Here is a 21,985-nt window from a genome sequence, read left to right on the forward strand (position 1 = left end):
TCATTTTTTATCGTTCTTTTCAAACCTTACCATTTCGGCACCTGCAAGCAAAAATGCGCCCAGGCCATGAATATCGTTTAACTCGGTTGGGCGAGAGTAATAAAACTTAATATCTTCGTCCATATTAGTACCTACACAAACATCCTGCATCTGGCCGTCGGCAGTAATTTTTGTGGCAAGCCCACGCCAACCTTCGTTGGCTATAGCTATGTATTTGGCATTGATCCAGCCTTGGTTCACAGCCCTTGCTACTGCATAAGTAAACATAGCCGTAACCGATGTTTCCAGGTACGAATCCGGTTTATCAAGCAATTGGTGCCACAAACCGGTTTGATCCTGGTAGCGTGAATAACCTACAATCTGTCTCAATAAAAGCCTGATCAATTCAGCCCGTTTAGGGTGACCGGCGGGCAACACATTCAACAACTGGCATTGTGCCATGGCCAGCCAGCCATTCGCCCTACCCCAACGTCCTACCCCGTTCATCTGCACATCATTGTAATAATTATGAATAAATAAACCCGTCATAGGGTCATAAAGGTATTTATTAAAGTTTTCTACCTGTTTAATAGCATCATCAAAGTATTTAGCATCGCCGGTAATTTTCCCCATTCGGGCCAAAAACGGAACGCTCATAAACAAATCATCGGCCCATATGGTGCCATCACGTGGGTTGGGGCGGCAAAGTGTACCATCGGCCAAACGCTGTTGCTTATGCGATATATAATCGGCCGAACGGCTTAAATATTCGCTATACTCCTTTTTATGCATCAGCGCATCAACATCGCATAACCCTGCCGACATAGCGCCACAAGCATCTAAATTCCCCATAGTAAAAAACTGGCCAAACTCAGGCTTTCCCATTTTCGCCTTATAGATCTGTTCAAAATAAGGAATGCTGCTAAAAATGAACTCGGAGTTATGTAATGAGTAATCCGAATATTTTTTATCGTTCAAAACATCAGCCATTTGCATCATCCCGATAGTTATAACCCCATTTACATAGTTCCATTTATTGTAGGCGGTTTCGGCTTTAATATCCGCGCTAAGTGGTAAACCTTTTGTAGAATCATACTTTTCTTTGGTTTTACTGTTAACAAACCTGAACGATGTATGCGCGATCACCTGATCGGCCACACCCCTCACAAGCTCTTCGCTGCTAATTTTTTGACCAAGCACTAAACCCGGGCAAGCAAGAGTTATAAAAAGCAATACAGATTTAATAGCTGGTGTTTTCATGCATAATTTTATTTGGGTCATAATTTAGGATCAATGAACTGTACCGGGCCCGAAACCTGTAAGCCCCGGTCATCAATTAACGAGAGGTACCATAGCGTTACACCCTTTGGCGGTAATGGCGCTATGATGGCATGATCATTAAACTTCACCTCAGTTGATACCCATTTTCTATTCATGAGCACATGGGTGGTATCTGTAGTATAATTAAAAAAGGCTTTATTTATTGGTGATGTATGTTTTACCGATGCCGTAATTGATGAACTACCAATTTCGGGATCAGCAATTTTGGCCAAAGGCGTACCATGATTAAGGTAACTATCAACAAAAGCGAAAATCTCATCGTTAAGCCAGGCGTAATGGTGACTATGTTTAAGCCCTATCTTTATACTGATATTTTTATCGTTCACCAGCTTATAAGTTTTAGCATAACTATCCAGGTAAAAATGCGGGTCGTTAGCGCCATTTAAAAACAACAAAGGCATTTTGCTTTTCACGATGTAGTTTGATGGGTCGTACTGCCTTATCCAGGTTTGTCTATCATGCTCGTTTAGCTGTAGTAAGCCCTGGCGCATCGAGCTGTTTTGAAACAGGTATCCACATCCGTAAACAGGTACACCAACTTTATACCGCTGATCAACCCCGGCCATTAAACAGGTAATAATACCTCCCCAACTTATTCCTGTTATGGCCGTCTGGTTAATATCAACCTCCGCGAAACTGCGTATCAAATTATTCGCCAGTATCACGTCGGCTACAGCCTGAAACATCCATTGCTCATTAATACCGGGTGTAATAGCAAAGTAGGGGGTTTGGGCATTATCCTCATCAAAACCACCTTCAATATGTTTTTTGCCGGGTCCGTTGCCCCGCAAATCCATCGCCATAGCGGCATAGCCTTTTTTTGCCCACATAATGGCCCATTCTTTAAATGCTGTGCCGCCCCCGCCATGTACCAATATCACAGCCGGCAGGTTTTTATCCTTGCTCCTATCTCCACCCAAAGTACCCGGCGTGGCATAATAAGCAAATACATTTTGTGGTTTACCCTTATAAGTCAAGCCCTGATATATTATCCCAATGGCCGAATCTGTACTTACGGTTTTATACTGCGGCACATCATAAATGCCTTTAATATCCCAAAGTGTGCCTTTAATTTGTGCCTGGCACATTACCGTGAAAAAGCAAAATACAAACAGAATAGATTTCATTACTTCTTGTTTTTATACCTGCGGTCCTTTTCCCAAAGCAAGCGGGCGGTTATGGGCATTGATACGGCAACTTTATTGGTATTGATCTCGGCATTGGCCATCTCCATAAACATATCTGGCCTAAACTCTGATAGATAGAGATACTCATCGCGCACAAAATTATCGCCACCGCCATGCCCGGTTCCGGTTGAACCATCTACCCGGCCCGCAAATTTGCCGTTGGTTACCGTACCCATTACCACATCGCAATAAGTATTGGCAAAAGGCAGCACATCGTTAAACGTTAAATGGTATCTGCCGCTATCATAAGCTATCCAAAGGCCTTCGCTATCGTAAGCCGCATGGTTGGTATCTTCCATACCTTTCGGATAAGCATAGGCCCAGGTATAACAGACCGTACCTTTTGCAGATCTGTTTGGTTTTGTGTTCGCTAAAAACCAATCAATATTAGGTTGTACAATGGCATCATAGTTGACTATCCGTTTAGTATCGTCGTTTAGTATCAGGTGGCATTCTACCAATCTCACCAAAGCATTGGTAACCATCCAGGCCTGGTTCCATGGAGCCGGCTCATTGGGTTTATAGGTATTTGGCGCACCGGGGAAATAGTAGTGATTATTTTCGCTTGCGCGGATAAAGCGGGGCAGTATCCAATTATCAATAACATAGTCGCCTTGTTTAATATAATTTAAGGCTCGCTCTTTATAGGTAGCCCCATAGTGATAGGCATCGCCTATATCAACTTTACTATCCCATAACAATGGGTTTTGCAGAATAAGTTTAGCACAAAAAGCCATATGCGCTATTTCGTCTCCTTGCTCTACCCCTGCTCCGGCAGGCGATACCTCAGGGTTTGATGATGGCCAAACCGGTTCTATCTTACCGGTCCAAACAATCCGCTGCCCTCCCTTATCTGCGGGCCACAAGTCATTCCTCCGCGAAAGCATCTCATCACAGTAATAGATCATCCTGTTCAAAATAGTTTTATCATGCGATACTTCGTACATCAGCCCGCAGGCTTCAATGCTTTTACCACCATTGCCAAATACCCAAACATTACCATTCCCCGGCGGGGCGTTCACCGTTTCAATATGCTGTTTAAAAGCATCTATTTCGTTTTGCGTAACAGGCCCCGTCAAACTTTCGATGATCATTTTTTGCGCGTGCGCATGCTCGATACCCAACATAAAAACGCTGCAAACTAACATAGCGATTTTTATTACAGGGAGGCTTAATTTAGTGGTCATAGGTATTGATGAAATATGGGGTCAAATAAGTAATAAACAACCTTTTAATACGCCATGCTATTGGCAAATTAGTAACTGTTATCGTCAAGCACCTGGCTGGAATTACAGAAGAACAGACGTATTCCTTGATCGCAACTTACACCCAAAGCAAAATATTTATACTTTTTATATTTTTTATATCTCAATACTTAATATAAAAAAAATACTTATTTTAATATAATTAATTTGTTTTATTAAAATATAGCCTTACATTTAATAAAACATTATTTAGTTACCATCTAGCTACTTATCAAATAATCCCCATTTGAAATTTAGAAGATTAATGTTTTTACCAATTATTTTTTTTCGAGATTTATTTTGCGGGTAAAACCGATTAATATATATTTTTTCTTAAACCTAACCTTAATCATGAACAAGTACAAAATCCTATGGATGGTCGTTTGCGTTATCGCGATCCTGACCTTTTTAAAATGCGCGTCGCCTGGCGAAAAAGCCCCGGATAACGGCGAAAAAACTGTAGATGACTCTAAAAACTTTCCCGACTTTGGCGCCATGATACCCGTGGCCCAATTTGTTAAGGATTACCCTGGTCATAAAATATTTAAACTAAGCCAGGATTACCCTAAAGCTTTACCCGGCGACGATAAGATCCCTGCATTCTTCAAGATCCCGTTTGACGATAAAAAAAGATGGATGGAATGGCTCGAAGCCGCCAAACAGTATTGCTTTGATGGCATGGTTGAGGCCGACTTTGTAGCGCAGGACAATAAAAAACGCGATTGGTACCACATGCCCTGGTTGCATTACGGCCCGCTGGCCTCCGAAGGTTTTAGCGGTTTAGCTAAAGAAGCACCTGTAAGCCCATACCAATTAGCCCCCGAACAAAAGCATAACGGGCAGGTATACGCGCTTGGTTACTATAACGATTTTGCCGGTCACACGCTTTATAAAATGTGGAACACCAAAACCGATCCCGATCCTTTTGTTACACAAGCGCCAAAAGGTGGTTTCCCGATAGGAACCGTGATCTTTAAATTTTTGTATACCGATCTGGACTCTACCGATGTACCTTTTTTGAAAAACCCGTATACCAGACTGGCCTTTATCACACCTACTTTTAAAGACAGTGTAAAAAGGATAGTTAAAACCATGAACCTGATCCAAATGGATATTATGGTGCGTGATAAAGCTGCCGAAAAATACGGCACCGGCTGGATATTTGGCAACTTTTGCTACAATGGCAACCTACACAAAGGCAATACCATGAAAGAGCGCGTAGCCAATTTAGTACCGGTAGGTATCCAATTTGGTAACGATAGTAAATACACCACCAACTGGATCAACCCGTACCCGGTTGTAAAAACCATGATCAATGATACTTTGAAAGAAACCTTTATCAACCCCTCTGCCGATCTTCCTCCGCAGCATTTAGGTTGGGGTGGCCGTCTGGATGGCCCGGTTGACTTGAACACGGCTTCATGTATGTCATGCCATGCAACAGGCGAGTTCCCTCAATTGGCTAAACTGGTACCCGATGAAGCCTTTATTGGCGATACAGCAGCCAATGGCTCTATGAAATATTTAACCAATACCAACAGCCCTGCCTGGAAAAAATACTATCGCAACTTTAAATGTGGTACCGCTTACGATCCTAAAAAGGCTACCTCAACCGATTTCTCGCTACAGGTTTCGCTGGCTCTGGAATATTACTGGTTATGGAAAAATAAAGATGTAGGTGGTTATTATGCCAGCCAGTTTGCCGGCGTACAGCATATGGCAGTAAGGGGTGGCATGCCTTTTACCCGGATGAAGACACTTAAAAAAGGCGGCAAAAAACAAAAAGCCGACGTTTTACCAGAAGGACAATCATTTTAACAGCTAATAAATCCAGACATGCATTCTATTTCTTTTTTCCTGAATGGTAAACGGGTAACCGTGGATAATCCGTCGATTGATACCCTGTTGATCGATTATTTAAGATCGCCGGAGGTTCATTTATGCGGGCCCAAAAAACCTTGCGGACAAGGTGGCTGTGGTGGTTGTACCGTTATTGTTTCGCAATGGAACGCCGAAGGTAAAACTGCCGATCACCTCGCCATCAACTCCTGCCTACGGCCATTGGTGGCTGTTGATGGCATGGTGGTAACCACCGTAGAAGGTACCGGAGCGGCACGTAAGCCCAACCCCGAGTACCTTACACACTCCCAAGCGTTTAGCAGGGCGGCACCACCTGCCGATCAGCCTTTGTCTAACTCGATAGTAAAAGCGCAGGTAGAAGTGCAGGAAAAAAGAGAGCAGGTTAGCGAAACAATTCAGATAGCGGCAAAGCAATCAGATTCGTTAGATATATTGCTGCAGCCCGATGTTTCGCCTTTCCCATCAGAAGTTACCCAAATGGGTATGAACCCGGTGGCGCTTTGCCTGGCCATGAATAATGGTACGCAATGCGGCTATTGCACCGTAGGCTTTGTGATGAACATGTCGGAGTTTATAGCCAATAATCCTAAAGCTACCAAAAAAGAGATCGAAGATATATTTGATGGTAATGTTTGCCGCTGCACAGGTTACAGGCCCATCCTTACGGGGATGAAAACCTTCGCATCCGACTGGACTGCAAAAGATGAAAAGGAACGGATGAAATGTTTGGGTGATGATGCCGTAAGGTCGCAATTGGCGGCTTCATCCATCGTGATCCCCTTCCCACCCGAAGCCAGAAAAACAGCGCATGGCGTATCTGTTGACGATGGTACACGCAAGTGGATCAACCCGGTAACTTTAACAGAGCTAACCGATACCTTAAAAAAGTATAAGCACGAGCAACCATTTATGGTTCATGCCAATACAGGCTATGGTATTTACAAGTCCGAATTTTTGGATGCCAGCATTGTGGTTGATCTCCGGAACGTTCCTGAGTTAAATTTTGCCCCGGTTGTTACAGCACAATCCATCAAAGTTTCCTCGGGTACAACCTATAGCAGCCTGATCAAAATACTCGAAGGCGCTTTGCAAAAATACGCAACCCATATTCCAAAAGGTCGCGATCCTGAAACTATGCCTTGGGGAGCGGCCCTGTTTATGGCCAAAAGAACAGCGGGCCGTATTGTTCGTAACGCGGCAAGCGTTGGCGGTAATACCATGCTGGTACTTAAACACATCGCGGCTGGTGAACCTTTCCCTTCAGATCTGTTAACCGCCCTTACCGCGGCCAATGTTAAGATAGATTATATAGACCCATACGGCCCCAAAGGCAGCAGTGTTAAAAGCAGCACAGTTGGCGAAATTGCAGATACCCTGCTCAAAAATCCGAAGCTTGCTCAAAGCATGGTATTACTGGCGTTCCATATTCCATTTGGCACGGCCGATGATGTTATCCTTGCTCAAAAAGTAGCTTTGCGGGATGTTAACTCGCATAGTATTGTTAACTCGGCAATACGGATAGAAACAAACGCGGGTATGAAGGTAAACGATGTCCGTCTGGTTTTTGGTGGCTTGGCTCCCTACCCATGGCAGGCGGCGAAAACAGAAAAACTATTATCAGGCAAAGTACTCACCTTACAATTGATTCCGGATCTCATCGCATCATTAACCGAAGAGGTTAAAGCCGTAATGCTACAATGGAAAAAAAGACTGCATGGTTTACCCGATGAAGGTTTTACCGATGACTATAAAGTACAGTTGGCTGTTGCTTTTTTCTATAAAGCTATTATCAAAACCTTGATCGAGAAAGGTGTTAACGTTCCGCCAGGTATCCGCTCAAGCGCCCTCATTACATGGGGAAGATGGCCGGTAAGCAACGGCCTTCAGTATTACGAAGCTCAGGAATTTAAGGCCCCGCTATCTAAACCATATATCAAATTTACAGCGGTTGAACAGGCTTCGGGCCAGTTACATTATACGCATGAATTACCCGTTCCACCGGGAACTGTATATGGTAGTTTGGTACAAAGTCGGAAATCGTTGGCTAACTATTATTTCACCATTCCGGGCCAGGAAGGCCAGGTAACATCAAATGAGTTACGGGATTACCTATCCGGAAAGTTTGACAGCTTTATTGATCTGATCAACTACGAAGTATTTAAGGATGGTGGTATCAACATGCTTGGCATGGGTGCCGATCAGCCCGTATTTAGTTCTGGTGAAGTAAACTATGTAGGCCAATGTATTGCCATGATAGGAGCGGATAGCGAACAGCATGCCGAAATGATAGCCGATTACGTAACCGACAATTGTGTAGGTTATACAGCAGTCAATCCGATACCTAATACACCGGATTGGTGGAGCAAACCCATCCTGAGTTTAAAAGATGCTATCGATAAGAACAGCATTTATCCCGATTATCCGGAAGCGGCCAGCTTTGTTTCGCACATCTGGAAAATAACCCGGCCAGGTAGCCAGCTGGAATGGGTAAAAACGAAAAACCCGGTAGACGAAAAGATAGTTAACCGCACAACTTTAGTTGATGGCAATATATGCGCGGTTGTAGAATCAACCCAACTATCAGGCGGGCAGGCACATTTTTACATGGAAACCCAGGCCGTTATTGCCGAACCTGTTGATGGTAAAAGAACCATCATCCGCCCATCATCGCAAAGCCCAATGGGTGTACACTCGGCTGTAGCCATGTCAACAGCGGTGCAATATAACAGCATTGATGTACGTGTATCACCGGTTGGTGGCGCTTTTGGTGGTAAAACCGAGCAAAGCAATTTTGTTTTTGCCGCGGCTGCCGTTGCATCCAAAGCATTGAAACGGCCGGTACGTTTGATACTTTCGCGCGAGCAGGATACAGGTATGATAGGTAAACGACACGCCTATTATTCGCAATACCAGATAGCGATAGATAAAGGAGAAACCACTCCGGCCAATAAAGGCTTGCTGCGTGGTTTATCCAATAAAATGTATGGCGATGGGGGTGCTTTTTACGATTGCTCTTTCATCGTATCCAACTGTATCATCACCCGGGCAGACAATGCTTATCGCATTGCCAACTTTCAGGCGCAGATTGATGTTTGCCGTACCAATACCTCTCCAAGCACAGCGTTCCGTGCCTTTGGAGATATCCAGGGGAAGATAATGCTGGAAAACGCTATTGACGATGCCGCTTTCTCTATCGGGATGACAGCCGAAGAAGTAAGAGAAAAGAATTTATATGATCGTGGCGATGTTACCCCATTCGGGCAGGCACTCACCTATTGCTACATGAAGCAGGTATGGAAATACCTGAAAGAAAAAACCGCTTATGATAGCAAAGTGAAAGAGGTAGCCGAATACAATAAACAAAACAAATGGCGCAAACGCGGCCTGAGTATTATCCCGGTTAAATATGGATCTGGTTATAACCTAACCTTGCTGGAACAATCGGGCGCAATGGTATCTATTTACCAGGGCGATGGCAGCATCATTGTTCACCAGGGCGGTGTAGAAATGGGGCAGGGTTTGCTAACGCAGATCAGGCAGGTGGCATCTTACATCCTGAATGTACCGATGACGCTGATCGAAGTTTTAGGACCAAAAACCAGTATCATACCTAACCCAACCAGCACCGGCGCATCTACCGGAACATCGTACAATGCCGAAGCTGTAAAACGGGTGTGTGAGCAGTTACGTTCCCGCTTAATGGATTTTGGTTACGAAATGCTGAAACAACACGGTAACGAATGGTGCCAAAAACAAGGCATTGATTTTTGGAACCACGGTATTTTAGGTTGGCGGGCAGAACCAGGCGGCAGTACAGGAAAAAGCAAATTGATATGGCAAAACCTGGTTTCAATGGCCTTCCAAAACAGGATAAGCCTTACCTGCAACCTTAACATGCCCATTACTGGTGGTGAAACCCCAACGCCTAATCTGAGCTATAAACCCAATAACGAGCAGCCCAAAATTCCCGGCTACATCAGTAAACCTGATGGGGCACCGGGTGCTTTTGATTCCTTTAGCGGCTTTACGTACTCGGCGGCTTGCTCGGTTGTTGAAGTGGATATCCTTACGGGAGAAACCAAGATACTAAGCTCGGATATTGTTTACGATATCGGCTGGAGCATGAACCCCGCCCTTGATGTGGGCCAGGTTGAAGGCGCTTTTGTTCAGGGTATTGGTTATGTTTTAACCGAAAAACTGGCTTATGAACCAGAAGGACCAGATGCCGGGCGATTAAATACCCTAAACACCTGGACGTATAAACCACCTGCAACAAGTACCATCCCTTTGGAAATGAATGTGCATTTGTTCCCACGGAATAATCCTGATGTGGTAAACATCCCTCAAAGCCCGTCGGATATCATGTCGGCTAAAGAAGTGGGCGAGCCGCCTTTGGTATTGGCAGCATCGGTTTTCTTTGCTATTAAGGCCGCGGTGAGAGCATCGCGCATTGAAAGAAAATTGAGTGGTTTGTTCAAAATGGATTCACCGGCAACGGTGCAGGAAGTACGCGAAGCTTGTGAAGTAAGTAATAAAGATTTTTAAACCTATTAATTAAACTATAAACCTAAATCAACATGAAGTTAAACCTCAGGCTGTTGTGTACAATTGCCTTTATGCTCGTATTCGCAATTAAAAGTAACGGGCAAAGTACACCCAACACCATGTCGGCACATTTTATAAATGTAGGGCAGGCCGATGCTACCTTACTTGAGTTTCAGTGTGGTGCCATATTGATAGATGCAGGCGCGGCCGATACCGTTTACGCGGCTAAATTGGTTACTTATCTCAAAGCCTTTTTCGCCCGCAGAACAGATCTGAACAATACGCTTGATCTGGTAATTATTACCCATGACCATATTGATCATGATTTTGCTTTGGATAGAGTGGCCAAAAATTTCACCATTACTCATTTTATTGACAACGGAATGCCAACCGGTTCGGGTTCAGAAAACCAGGTAGCGATGGAAAAAATGGCCCAGCAAAAAGGCATTCCTTATGCCAGCTATTCTTACGAGCAAGCCATAGCCAGTGGCGATCACAAGGGTATTACAAACAACATCATCGATCCGATTAACTGCTCTGTAACTAACCCCCAGATCAGTATTTTATCCGGAAGGTTTCAAACCAAACCAGCGAGCTGGACATCCGAAGAATTTGATAACCAAAATGACCACAGTGTAGTGATCAAAGTTGTATTCGGTAAATCATCCTTTTTATTCACCGGCGATTTACAGTTAGAAGGCCTTACCCAATTGATGAATTATTATGGTACCAGTACAGCGCTTAACGTTGATGTTTTACGCGTAGGTCATCATGGTTCAATTAACGCTACTACAGCGGCTTATTTAAAGGCGGTATCACCTAAATACGCCATTATATCATGTGGGATATGGAACACGGGCCAGGGCCCTCCTATCGAAACTTTTTCAACCTATTCATACGGGCACCCGAGCAGTACCGTTATCTCCCTGCTTTCTGCAAGTGTACCGGGTAACAGGCCAACGCCCATCACCGTTCACGAAGGAACAGGGTCCAAAAAGTTCATCTTAGGTAAAGTGGTTAAAAACATTTACTCCACCGCCTGGGATGGAAATATCACAATCACAGCCAGTGATGCTGGTGTATATACCTTAGCCAGGGGCAAGTAAAAGCTGGTTAATAGTTTTTTAAAAAGCGCCTTTGATAAAAAATCAAAGGCGCTTTTTATTGGTTAATCTATAAACTACTTAGCCGCGTTATAATTAAACTTGAATACTGTTCCTGGTGTGATCTTGTCGCCTTCGTTTGATATATACAGGTTGCTCTGATTATCAAAAGCAATACCTTCCGGTTGAATAAATAAGCCGGGATTAATGGGATAAACCGATTTCACTTTCCAGTTATTATCAGCAACCACAATCATTTTATTTACCGACGAAAGTATATACCACTCATTAGTCTGCTGGTTTTTAGCTAATGCTGATGGATGGAAGGCGATCTTTTTTGTACTCATTAACGCCTCAATTTCTTTCACGTTTACACTGAAAGTACCGCTTTGCCTGATTTGCCCGTTGGCTATTTTAAAGATATATCCGCTGCTGCTTTTGCTGGTTTTATCATCACTGCAATGTTTGCATAACACATAAAGCTGTTGCTCTTTTTCGTTGGCGTACATACCTTCGTACTCGCCCTGCGGCAAAATATCCTTCCATTTTTGCACGTTACCGATATCCGGGTTTCTCAATCCCTTAAACGGGAATGTAAACAGCACGCCGTCGCTTCGAAGCATAATAACCTGTTCGCCTAAAATGGCAATGTCCTCATAGTCCCCAGCCTTACCAAATGTAGAGTGATTAACCTGTTTATCGCCCAAACGAAAGTAATATACGCGGCCAGTTTCGTCCTCTTCGGCGTACAGTGAATCGGGCTTGCCATGGTAAAAAGCGATACCCGATATCTCACGTAATTTATCAGGCATATTAAACCGGGTTGGTTTAGTCAGGTCATAGCCTTTAGGACTAGTATAAGTTTGCGCATTGGTACAGGAGAACGCAGTAATTATTCCACTAATTATTAATGTTGATCTGATAAACATGCTCGTTCCTTTCCTGCCCATATCTTTATTTTTTATCTTTTGCTGTGCTTTGTAACAACTCATATATAGCATGTTGAGATTGTATCAACGGCGCTTGCGCATCCATCTTTACATTCTCAATTTCATCGTTCAATAACACGGCGTGCACATTATCTTTCAATTGCAGATTAATAATAGCCATAACCTCCGCCTTTACTTTCTCATCATAAACAGGGAAGCAAACTTCTATCCGGTTATAAATATTCCGGTTCATCCAATCTGCCGATCCTAAATAAACTTCGGGCTTAACGTTGTTATTAAATATGAACGCCCTGCCATGCTCCAGGTACCTGTCAACAATCCGTTTAACGGTAATGTTTTCGCTCATGCCTTTAACTCCCGGAATTAAACAGCAAATACTCCGGATGATGAGGTTGATCTGCACCCCGGCTTGTGATGCCTCATACAATTTACTGATCAGCACACGCTCTTCCAGGTTATTCATTTTTAAGGTGATACGGGCCGGTAAACCCTGGGCCGCGAATGCAATTTCGCGATCTATCATTTCAATAAACCTGCTTTGCAAATTAAACTGGGCCACTAAAATATGCTGGAAATTAATAGGCAATTCTGCCGATGGCTTTTCGCGGCGCACTAAAAACAAGAACAACAATTCAATTTCGCGCAGTATGTCTTTATTGGTAGTGAACAGAATATGATCGGTATAAAACTTAGCTGTAGTTTCGTTAAAATTACCTGTCGCCAATAATCCCGAATACAGCATCCTGTCGCCATTACGGGTTTTAACTAAAGCAACTTTGGCATGCACTTTATTGGCGTTTATGCTGTAATATATCTTCACCCCGGCGCTCTTCATTTTCTGGGCCCATTTCAGGTTATTGGCTTCGTCAAAGCGGGCTTTTAGCTCAACTACCACACGCACACTTTTCCCGTTCCTGGCGGCGCTTATCAAGGCGTTCACAATGCGGGAATTACTGGCCACACGGTATAGCGTTACGCTGATCTCCTCCACATCGGGGTTAATGGCCGCTTCATTAAAAAAGCGCAGCATAGTATCATAGCTCTGGTAAGGCGTATGCACCATCATATCCTTACGGCGAATAATCGAGGTTAATGATTCGGCTTGTGCCAGCTCATTGATCACTATGGGCGGCCAGCTTTTAAATGATGAGCCGGGTAAGCTTAAAGGTATCGCCGTCAAATCTTTCAGATTATGATATACACCACCTGCCACCGTAGTTGCGTTGCCCATATCCAACTGCACACTTACCTTTTGTAAAATACGCAAAGGGATACCCGCCTGATGCAAAAAGCGTGTAGCAAAACCAAAATCCCGTTTTTTTAACTGCTGCTCTATCTCGTCGGATAGGTCGCCCGAATAATCATCTTTCAGATCAAGTTCGGCATCGCGGGTAACCTTAAAGCTGTAGCAACTTTTAACCGTTTTACCTTTAAATATTTTATCCAGGTTAAACCTGATCACATCATCCAGAAATATAATATACTGCTCATCGCCTGCTTTTACAGTGTAAAACCTTGGCAGATCATCTGATGGAATATTAAGCAGCACGATCTCTTCTTGATCCCCATCCATCAATTGTACCATAAAGTACAGCTTATTATTTTCTGGGAAGAAAGACTTGTTATTATCCAGACTTACTGGCTGCATAAAAGCCAGCACTTCGCCCATAAAATAATCCTTTACCGGTTGTACAACAGCTTCGGGCAAAGGCTCGTTGTAAAGCCAATAAACTTTGTTATTTTTAAGCTCAGGAATAATTTGCGTAGTTAATATACTACCAAACCTTACCTGCAGCTTATTAATAGTATCTATAACTTTTTGTAAGATAGCAGCACGCTCATCACCATCTATCGAACTACTTTCTTTGGTGCCTATCTTATGCAAGGCTCGGATAACAGGCATACGCACCCGGTAAAATTCATCCAGGTTTGATGAGCAAATGCCTAAAAACTTAATGCGCTCAAGCAATGGCGTATTGGCATTAGCTGCCTGCTCCATTACCTGCTCATTAAAGCTGAGCCAGCTTAAATCGCGGTTATAAAAACGGTATTCCATCAATTAAGCTTTTGTTGCAGGTGCAGCATGGTTAGCAATCACTGCCGCAATAATAAAAGCCAAAACCGCTGCAATAAGTCCAAACATAAAAATGCTATAGGCTATCCGCAACAGTTGATATTTGCGCCCCAGCACAACCCCCTGCGAATATTCGTCCTTAATTAAACTACCGTATAAAAAATCGCTATCCTCCATCATGGCACGCATACCATAGCTAAAATCATCAAGCGGCATTTTATAAAAGTTACCAAAAAACAACAGGTTCACTTGCTTATTATCAACCTCCTCCCGGGTAAAAACCCCCTTCGGAATAGTTGGCCTGGTTGACAGGATAGAGAACGTAATAGCCAGCACACTAACGGTGAGTAAAATAATAGATGGGATAATTAAAAACCCATACTCGCTTATCTTACGCAACACCAAACTGATAATTGCCGATAGAATGATCGAATTAACAGTAATCATGATATGAGCCTTTCTATCGGCCATATCGCTCAAACGCTGATGGTTTGATGAACTAATTCTAAACATGGTTTCGATGCCCTTTTCAGGACGATCCTTATTCTTATCCTTATTTTTCTTCTTCTCAGTTTTGATTTGCTGATCAGGATTGTTTACTACTATGGTATCCTTAACTATATCCTGGCTTACTTCTTCCTTAGTTTCTTTAATTTCCTTATCTTCTTTTTTATTGATCTTTTTCTGCACATCAGCCAGGTTTTTAGCTTGCTTTCCGCTCAGTAACAGCTTGCAGTATTCTGTATAATATTGGTGATCCTGTAAAAATTTGATGGTTTTTTGATGCCATCCCTCTTTAGACAAGTCCATGTTGTGGCAGGCGTTTACCTCCTTGCGCATCAGCTTATCTTTTTCGGAAAACGCATCTGTTCCTAAATGGAAAAGATCCGCATCACAAACAATCTGCTCCAATAAAGTTGAGGCCGATTGTGGCATCTGGGTAGCCATAATGCAAGCCTTTACTTTGGTAATAGATTCTTCATCCACCCCAAGTGTTTTTAAAAGCTCAGCGGCAAGTTCGGCGCCTTTACGCTCGTGGTTCTTAGGATCCTCAAAATACCCCGTATCATGAAACCAGCATGCGCTTATTACAATAAAAAAGTCGCTATCACTTAACTGATAGTGGTTGGCTATTTCGGTACCGGCCGCAACCACACCATTAGTATGTTGCAGGTTATGATAAATAAGCTTACTATCATCGTGTGTTTTATAATAGTTAAGCACATGATCTTGTACTTGCTGAAGTAATTGCTGATAGTTCATTATAAGGTAATTTTGTATAGTTGAGGCAGTTTGCTGTTCGGCTTTATCTAATTATTACTAACTTGCTCTGCATAATAAAAGTAAGAGATTCTAACGGTAAAATTGGCTTAAAAATTTCATTATATGCATGTACGTTTCTTTTTATTGTCATTTTTACCATTCCTGTTTCTTATTACTACCCCCAAAGCTTCGCATGCACAGCTATCCGGAATAGAACGATTGGATAACAACATCATGATCGATCTGGCCGAACATCGTACGCCCGAAAAGACCGCCTTTTTCCTGTTCATGTCAAACACCTACAAATATGGTGATATTGGCACCCCCGCGGCTTTATTGGTAGGCGGCATAGTTGGTAACGATCAGCAAATGCGTCAAAATGCTTTATACATTGCAAGCAGCACGGCAATATCATACGGGTTAACTTACCTCGTGAAGATCATTGTAAAACGGCCAAGGCCATTTATCAAAAACCTTAAGATCACATCTGTTTACGTAGCCCAAAACTATTCATTCCCATCCGGGCATACATCCAGTACTTTTGCAACCGCTACAGCATTATCTATCGCGTATCCCAAATGGTATATAATTGCCCCAGCCTATTTTTGGGCAGGTTCAATAGGTTACTCGCGCATGTATCTCGGCGTTCATTACCCTACCGATGTTGCGGGTGGTGTTTTAGTAGGCGGTGCCAGCGCGGCAACCATGCTGATATTGAAAAACGGAATGCAAAAGCCCTGATCTGCAAGGTATAATAATATTCTTTACGTCATTTTGTCCTCATCTACAGGTCAGGAATTTTTTTTTGATGCGATATGGTTTTATATTTATATAAATTTGCAGCAATAATCTCATCTGTACATGAATCTCCCGCAATTCCCATTAAGCCCTTTTCAACTCCGGCTTTCTTTCCATAAAGTGATCGAAAAGCTGGAACAAGTGGCAGCGAGTAATATTGCATACGATAGTGAGAAGGCAAAAGATCTGTTAAAAAGGGTGAATCAGCATCCAGAACTAAGAGATGGCATTACCGATATTGCCCAGATAGAAAATAGCGAACCCCTTATTGCCGAATTGTTAACCGAGTTATTTCCGCCATCGCTTAGTGTAAACGAGATCAAAGCAATAAGCATACCTTACCAAGGCTATTTATTTAATATATCCGCGCGTTTTAAAAACATCTTAAAAGCGGCTGGTAATAACTTTGACGTTAACATTCGCGATTTTGACGATCACCAGTTTTTTATAGCCAGTTGTTGCCTGATACTGAACAGGTTTTACGGCACCCAACTCAATTTTAGCAAACCTTTATTTTATGATATTCCGGATGCCAACGGAATTATTAAACATTACCGAATATTTTACAACGCCGATTTTCTGGAAATCATTCATACGCCAAAATCTCCAAAACTCTCGCCAGAAGATATAAGCTTGCTATTGGACAATTATGATGATCTGGATCTTTGGAAATCAAAATTCCCGGATAAAAGCTATCTGCTAAAAGGTTTCGCTATCATGACCTTGTTTGATGTGACGGTAGAGAACGCTGTATCAACATTAAAGAGCGATTTATTGGGTAACTCACCGGCCCCCGATATTCAGCACAACTTTGAAACCATAGTAGCCTCTATTTATGGAATACCTGATCTGCATGTTGGCTTTACACCTTTTGATAATGAGTTAGGTGAATTTAACAATACCTCTCCCGGTAAAAAACTTCAAAGCTATTTATTACCGGCAGACCAGAGTGATGATGGTGCTCCTTTACTTTGTAACGAGTCACATCGGCTCGTTATTGAGAGCCACAAATACTTCGCGGTAAGCGATATTAACAAGTTTATAGCCGATGAACCCGATAGTTCAGCAGGGAAGCGCCTCGCAGCGCAAAATGTGCAAAGCTTTATTTTAGCTCCCGTTGTTAAAGACGGTGTTTTACTCGGTATTTTAGAATTCATATCATTACGAAAAAACGATTTCAACAGCATTAATGCCAATAAGCTCGATGTTGTGCTGCCCTTTTTAACGGATAGCATTGATCGTAAAATCAAAGAGTTCCAAAACCGCGTAAGGGCCGTTATACAAAATAATTACACCACGCTGCATCCAAGTGTAGACTGGAAATTTAAACGCGAAGCCCAGAATTCCATTTACAGCAGTAACGAGGGCGCTCCGTATACTTTAAAACAGATCACATTTAAAAAAGTGTACCCAATGTATGGGCAGGTTGATATTAAAGATTCGTCCATAACCCGGAATTTGAGCGTGAAGAATGATCTGGAAAGGCAGATCAACAAGCTCATCGCTTTATTGGAGCAACTGCATCAGTATGAGTTTACAGAACTTGCCGAGCATAGCCTATTAACCTTAAAGACGTTTCTTACTGATCTATCCATTAATCTGAATGCCGACACCGGGCAGCAAATACAGCATTATTTAGAAAACGATATCCACCCCATATTAACAGCTATAAATAGTAATGATAAAGCTATAACTGATAAAATAGCCGATTACTTTACACAAACCGATATGGCGGAAGGTGAGTTTTTTACAGACAGGCGTAACTACGAAAAAACTATTGCCCTGCTCAATGCCAAACTAATCACGATAATGGATAAAAGGCAAGCCGAGATACAGCCTTATTTCCCGCACTATTACGAACGGTTTAAAACCGATGGGGTTGAGCATAACCTATATATTGGCCAATCAATAGCGCCAAATCAAAAATTTGACCTTGCAGATGTTAGCCGCCTACGCTTATGGCAATTGCGTGTTATTGCCGAAATGGAGAATGAAGTATATCATCTTAAAAAAACACTCCCTATTGAATTAGGCGTAGCATCACTGGTATTAGTTTTTGGTACGCAGATAGACATTCGTTTTAGGATGGACGAGAAACATTTTGATGTGGATGGCGCCTACAATATCCGCTACGAGGTGATCAAAAAACGGATAGATAAGGCTTGTATTAAAGATACCGAAGAGCGCATTACCCAACCAGGCAAAATAGCCATCATTTATAGCACTGCCGAAGATGAACAAGAGTACAGGCAATACATTGCCATATTACAACAAGCAAATGTATTGGCTAAAAACGTTGAGCAATTTGATGTTGAAGACCTGCAAGGTATCTCGGGCTTAAAAGCATTACGTGTTGACCTTTTGTATAAAGAGGACAACCAGCCCGGAGATCAAAACATGTATACCGCTTTGTACGATGCCTTATCAAAACTACCATCACAGCCCGATGGTTTGAAGCTGGTTAAAATCTAAACCCTGCCGAAATATAAGGGTAGGTACCCTCACTTGAATGGCCTACAACCCCTTGTATCAATATCAACTCGGCCGGAATAAAGTATATGCCACCACCATAACCATCATGCCATTTATTGGAGTTTTCGCCGGGGATCCACACCCTGCCCACATCGTTAAAAGCGATAATGCCTATGGTTCCCGGAGTTACATAAGATACAAAATCAAACATTTTAAGCCTTAATTCAATATTATTATAGGCCATGCTTTTACCGGTAAAGCGCTCAAAATTAAACCCGCGAAGCCCTTCATTACCCCCAAGCTTAATTTGCTGATAATAGGCCGCGTTGCCAACGGTTGTACCACCGCCAAAACGCGCGGCTATCACAAATACAGAGTCTCTGTCGGGATTAAGATAGAGGGTAAACTCGGATGTAGCCTGACCATAATTATTTGCCTTTGAGCCAAAACCACGCATGCCTGTAATATCAGTCCGCCAATAAATACCCCTATGGGGTAGGGTTCCCTTATCACGGGTATCAAAAGAAACTGTACCTGCAAGGCCCGCGTATCCCGTTGGGGCAAATACATTTTCGTTGGGATGTAATTGGTTATAAGCGCTTAAAAACCTACTTAGATTATCTTCTTGGTCTCCATTATAATACTGAGCTGTAATACCTACGCTCGCGATCCAATTGCCATAATCATGTTTCAACCTGATGTTAGCTTCCTGATAGTTGTAAATATTTTGATAATACTTAAGCTTAAACGGTTTTTCATTCACAAAAACACTCTCGTTACCCAAACCAAAAAAGTTGCTGGTATAGTTGGGCCCTTTCGATAGTACATCGATGATTAGATCGTTTTTACCTACAACCTGCTTAAAATCGCCTTTATAATTTAACATGAGCGAGTTTGTACCAAAACCATAATTAACCAGCAAACTTTGCCTAAACGCGTATGGCTCTTTACGGAAGCCCTGCTTCTGATAAATAAAATCGCCTATTAGCTGAAAGCCATAATCTTTATTATAACTGCCTACAATAAGCGGCTGTAAATAATTGTACTTAAAGTTCCTTTTTACATAAGTGTTAACGCTCGTATCTGCAGATGTACGGATATGCGCCTGGTTCTTATTGGGCAGTACATTCTTCTCGTCCGATCGATCGTAGATATACCTCCTGCCTTTCCCGGTAAGGGTACTATCAATCAAAAAGGTATCCTTATCACCCCCGCCTATCATTCGCACTTTGATGGGCGACGAGGTTTCGCCATGTATAGCAAATACATCCTTCCCATCCATAGCAAACAGCCTGATCTCGTTGGTAACAGCCGGGTCAAAAGTGCGTGCGTAAATAACCTGCTCTTGTTTGCCATCCTTTTTCAGCTTATTGATCTTTACGGAAAGCTTACCATCGGGCAGGTTAGTGATATTAAAATACTCGTTCTTATCGCTGGCAGGTATCTCTACCGTTTGTGATAAAATGCGATAATACCTTAAAACCTGTTGTTTAAGATTGTTACGTCGGGCAATCAACCTGTTCACTATGCTCTCGCCGCTTATTTGATAAATATTAGGCGGCATTAGCTTAATTGCCTTTATGATCACTTCATCCGTAAGCGTATTCCTGAAAAAATCTATCTGCGTTTCCCAATCCTTCTCGCTCAGGCCATTTAAAAAATAGCGGTCAAAGTAACGGGCATTGCGGTTCCATCGCCCTATCGATGTTATTTTATCGCCAAAGCTTTGAAACTTAGCCATCAATAAATGCTTGGAAAGCAACCACGGAAAAACGCCATATCCATCATAATAAACCTGGTCGCGGTCGCGGGGTACGGGTTCATACACTATGCCGGTATCGTTTTTTGTACGTTCCCAGCGCCATTGATCTTCGTGCCGGTCCCAATCGCCTACCAGCATATCAAGCAGGCGTGCGCGTAAAACCATTTTCTGGTCAACACGGTTATCGTTATCTTCCTGTAGTTTATCCTGCGCCTTGTCTGTATTATCCGTTTTATCCGCGTCAAGGGGTTCGCGCTCCTCAAACAAAAAAACCTGGTTGGCAAAATCTTTACGGTATTCACCAAAAGCCGCGTCATCCGGAACATAAACCAATTCGGGATTAGCATGCGGTATACCCAAAGCTTTTGCCATTGGCGGGATAGTAACCGAAGCAAAAGGGTGCTCGGCCGAGATCTGATCCTGAACAATATCCTTGGCCACTGTAGCCCTTAATGTTGGTGGCAATACCTTTTCGGGATTCTTTTGTACCGACCGGATCACCCACTCCTGCCCGTTCTTATCCTTTAACCTTAACGATTTGGATTGCATACCGCCCCCGCGCTGTAAAATCTGCAGACCGCCTTTTTCCTGATTCAAATGAAACACCCTGAATTTAACCGGAGTGGCCCATAGCTTACGATAATCTTCGCCCAAAAAAAAGCGGTGCGCGCCACTAACCTTATCATATTCGGGAGCTATGGCAACTTTAACACTATCGGGATGAGGTTTTGATTGGGAATATCCCGAAAAGGAAACCCCCATTAATAGGCTTGATAACGGAACGGCTAAAAGCAAAAAGCGTATTGAAGCAATCTTAAACATAAATGCGCTCAGGGAGCAATGTGATAAGGGTGAATACAAAACCAATGTTATATTAACACAAATACCTTGTAAAAACCGCACCTTTTTTAAGCTAAATATTAACGGTGGTATGTAATAACAAACATAAATATAATGTTCAGCAAATTTTATTCATATCTTGCAATAAATGATGGAGTATATCAACCTAATTAAAGACTGGATTATTGGCTTAGGCGAAAAGCATGAGGTTGATCCTTTGCTGTTGGGCTGTCTTTACTTAATCAGCAAGCTCTTCTTTTTTGGCTTTCTGGGCTGGGCGTTAAAAACTTACCGCTCAAAAAAACCCATCCTTGTTCCGCTACTATTCGCATCTGTAAGTTTTAGCCTCCCCTATTTGTACCTCATCATAGCCGGGCGCAATATCTCTATCTGGGTATATGTATTTATTGCTTTGATGTTTGCCTATGGAGGATTCACCATCTGGAAAAAACTAACCAAGCCTAACGACATGCTTAGTATCTGATCTAATGTTACCCTGAACTAACAGGGGGAAATAGTAAGAATATTTCATCTTAATTCCTGAGTCTTACCTCTTGGCTTCCCTTC

General features: G+C 42.7%; 13 protein-coding genes. 6 read left to right on the forward strand and 7 right to left on the reverse strand.

Annotated features, from left to right (window positions below; all coding sequences use genetic code 11):
* The 3 genes from ABIN91_RS03735 to ABIN91_RS03745 are packed head-to-tail and all read right to left on the reverse strand — an operon-like array spanning position 1 to position 3,694.
* On the reverse strand, positions 1-1,239 hold the full coding sequence (locus ABIN91_RS03735) for a glycoside hydrolase family 88 protein (RefSeq protein ID WP_348048585.1): 1,239 nt from the start codon (positions 1,237-1,239) through the stop codon (positions 1-3).
* Positions 1,240-1,256: 17 nt separating this feature from the next.
* Complete coding sequence (locus tag ABIN91_RS03740; protein WP_348048587.1) at positions 1,257-2,447, reverse strand: acetylxylan esterase; 1,191 nt, start codon at positions 2,445-2,447, stop codon at positions 1,257-1,259.
* Positions 2,447-3,694, reverse strand: coding sequence for an alpha-1,2-mannosidase (locus ABIN91_RS03745; protein ID WP_348048589.1), 1,248 nt, complete (start codon positions 3,692-3,694; stop codon positions 2,447-2,449). Before ABIN91_RS03745 ends, ABIN91_RS03740 begins: the two co-directional genes overlap by 1 nt.
* Positions 3,695-4,102: 408 nt before the next feature.
* Between ABIN91_RS03745 and ABIN91_RS03750 the strand changes: the two genes are divergently transcribed.
* The 3 genes from ABIN91_RS03750 to ABIN91_RS03760 are packed head-to-tail and all read left to right on the forward strand — an operon-like array spanning position 4,103 to position 11,262.
* Positions 4,103-5,569: a hypothetical protein gene (locus ABIN91_RS03750; protein ID WP_348048591.1), complete on the forward strand. Its 1,467-nt coding sequence runs from the start codon at positions 4,103-4,105 to the stop codon at positions 5,567-5,569.
* Positions 5,570-5,587: 18 nt separating this feature from the next.
* Positions 5,588-10,156, forward strand: a complete 4,569-nt coding sequence (locus ABIN91_RS03755) for a molybdopterin cofactor-binding domain-containing protein (protein ID WP_348048593.1) — start codon at positions 5,588-5,590, stop codon at positions 10,154-10,156.
* Between the two features lie 32 nt (positions 10,157-10,188).
* Positions 10,189-11,262 carry an MBL fold metallo-hydrolase gene (locus tag ABIN91_RS03760; protein WP_348048595.1) on the forward strand — a complete coding sequence of 358 codons (1,074 nt, stop codon included), beginning with the start codon at positions 10,189-10,191 and terminating at the stop codon, positions 11,260-11,262.
* Between the two features lie 74 nt (positions 11,263-11,336).
* Here the strand turns inward: ABIN91_RS03760 and ABIN91_RS03765 are convergent, their stop codons facing one another.
* From ABIN91_RS03765 to ABIN91_RS03775, 3 genes are read right to left on the reverse strand one after another with little or no spacing between them, the layout of a single operon-like run.
* Positions 11,337-12,251: an SdiA-regulated domain-containing protein gene (locus ABIN91_RS03765; protein ID WP_348048597.1), complete on the reverse strand. Its 915-nt coding sequence runs from the start codon at positions 12,249-12,251 to the stop codon at positions 11,337-11,339.
* Positions 12,214-14,265, reverse strand: a complete 2,052-nt coding sequence (ppk1, locus tag ABIN91_RS03770) for a polyphosphate kinase 1 (RefSeq protein ID WP_348048599.1) — start codon at positions 14,263-14,265, stop codon at positions 12,214-12,216. The genes ABIN91_RS03765 and ppk1 overlap by 38 nt, the downstream gene beginning before the upstream one ends.
* A gap of 3 nt (positions 14,266-14,268) precedes the next feature.
* Positions 14,269-15,546, reverse strand: a complete 1,278-nt coding sequence (locus ABIN91_RS03775; RefSeq protein ID WP_348048601.1) for a Pycsar system effector family protein — start codon at positions 15,544-15,546, stop codon at positions 14,269-14,271.
* A 123-nt stretch (positions 15,547-15,669) separates the two neighbouring features.
* Between ABIN91_RS03775 and ABIN91_RS03780 the strand changes: the two genes are divergently transcribed.
* Both ABIN91_RS03780 and ABIN91_RS03785 read left to right on the forward strand, forming a co-directional pair.
* Positions 15,670-16,287: a phosphatase PAP2 family protein gene (locus ABIN91_RS03780; RefSeq protein WP_348048603.1), complete on the forward strand. Its 618-nt coding sequence runs from the start codon at positions 15,670-15,672 to the stop codon at positions 16,285-16,287.
* A gap of 120 nt (positions 16,288-16,407) precedes the next feature.
* Positions 16,408-18,816 (forward strand): GAF domain-containing protein, encoded by a 2,409-nt coding sequence (locus ABIN91_RS03785; protein WP_348048605.1) that lies wholly within the window; start codon positions 16,408-16,410, stop codon positions 18,814-18,816.
* Here ABIN91_RS03785 and ABIN91_RS03790 read toward each other — a convergent pair.
* Positions 18,806-21,400, reverse strand: coding sequence for a BamA/TamA family outer membrane protein (locus ABIN91_RS03790; protein WP_348048607.1), 2,595 nt, complete (start codon positions 21,398-21,400; stop codon positions 18,806-18,808). The two genes, ABIN91_RS03785 and ABIN91_RS03790, sit on opposite strands and share 11 nt — an antisense overlap.
* A 166-nt stretch (positions 21,401-21,566) precedes the next feature.
* Between ABIN91_RS03790 and ABIN91_RS03795 the strand changes: the two genes are divergently transcribed.
* The gene (locus tag ABIN91_RS03795; RefSeq protein ID WP_348048609.1) at positions 21,567-21,902 is read left to right on the forward strand and encodes a hypothetical protein; all 336 of its coding nucleotides are present in this window, start codon (positions 21,567-21,569) and stop codon (positions 21,900-21,902) included.
* The last annotated feature ends 83 nt before the right edge of the window (positions 21,903-21,985 follow it).

Source organism: Mucilaginibacter sp. (assembly GCF_039921305.1).
Classification (GTDB): domain Bacteria; phylum Bacteroidota; class Bacteroidia; order Sphingobacteriales; family Sphingobacteriaceae; genus Mucilaginibacter.

What these genes read in the sequence shown, in the direction of transcription:
- ppk1 (WP_348048599.1), bottom strand. Translation starts at nt 14,265, where the DNA reads ATGGAATACCGTTTTTATAACCGCGATTTAAGCTGGCTCAGCTTTAAT.
- ABIN91_RS03775 (WP_348048601.1), bottom strand. Translation starts at nt 15,546, where the DNA reads ATGAACTATCAGCAATTACTTCAGCAAGTACAAGATCATGTGCTTAAC.
- ABIN91_RS03735 (WP_348048585.1), bottom strand. Translation starts at nt 1,239, where the DNA reads ATGAAAACACCAGCTATTAAATCTGTATTGCTTTTTATAACTCTTGCT.
- ABIN91_RS03780 (WP_348048603.1), top strand. Translation starts at nt 15,670, where the DNA reads ATGCATGTACGTTTCTTTTTATTGTCATTTTTACCATTCCTGTTTCTT.
- ABIN91_RS03790 (WP_348048607.1), bottom strand. Translation starts at nt 21,400, where the DNA reads ATGTTTAAGATTGCTTCAATACGCTTTTTGCTTTTAGCCGTTCCGTTA.
- ABIN91_RS03760 (WP_348048595.1), top strand. Translation starts at nt 10,189, where the DNA reads ATGAAGTTAAACCTCAGGCTGTTGTGTACAATTGCCTTTATGCTCGTA.
- ABIN91_RS03765 (WP_348048597.1), bottom strand. Translation starts at nt 12,251, where the DNA reads ATGAGTTGTTACAAAGCACAGCAAAAGATAAAAAATAAAGATATGGGC.
- ABIN91_RS03795 (WP_348048609.1), top strand. Translation starts at nt 21,567, where the DNA reads ATGATGGAGTATATCAACCTAATTAAAGACTGGATTATTGGCTTAGGC.
- ABIN91_RS03750 (WP_348048591.1), top strand. Translation starts at nt 4,103, where the DNA reads ATGAACAAGTACAAAATCCTATGGATGGTCGTTTGCGTTATCGCGATC.
- ABIN91_RS03740 (WP_348048587.1), bottom strand. Translation starts at nt 2,447, where the DNA reads ATGAAATCTATTCTGTTTGTATTTTGCTTTTTCACGGTAATGTGCCAG.
- ABIN91_RS03745 (WP_348048589.1), bottom strand. Translation starts at nt 3,694, where the DNA reads ATGACCACTAAATTAAGCCTCCCTGTAATAAAAATCGCTATGTTAGTT.
- ABIN91_RS03785 (WP_348048605.1), top strand. Translation starts at nt 16,408, where the DNA reads ATGAATCTCCCGCAATTCCCATTAAGCCCTTTTCAACTCCGGCTTTCT.
- ABIN91_RS03755 (WP_348048593.1), top strand. Translation starts at nt 5,588, where the DNA reads ATGCATTCTATTTCTTTTTTCCTGAATGGTAAACGGGTAACCGTGGAT.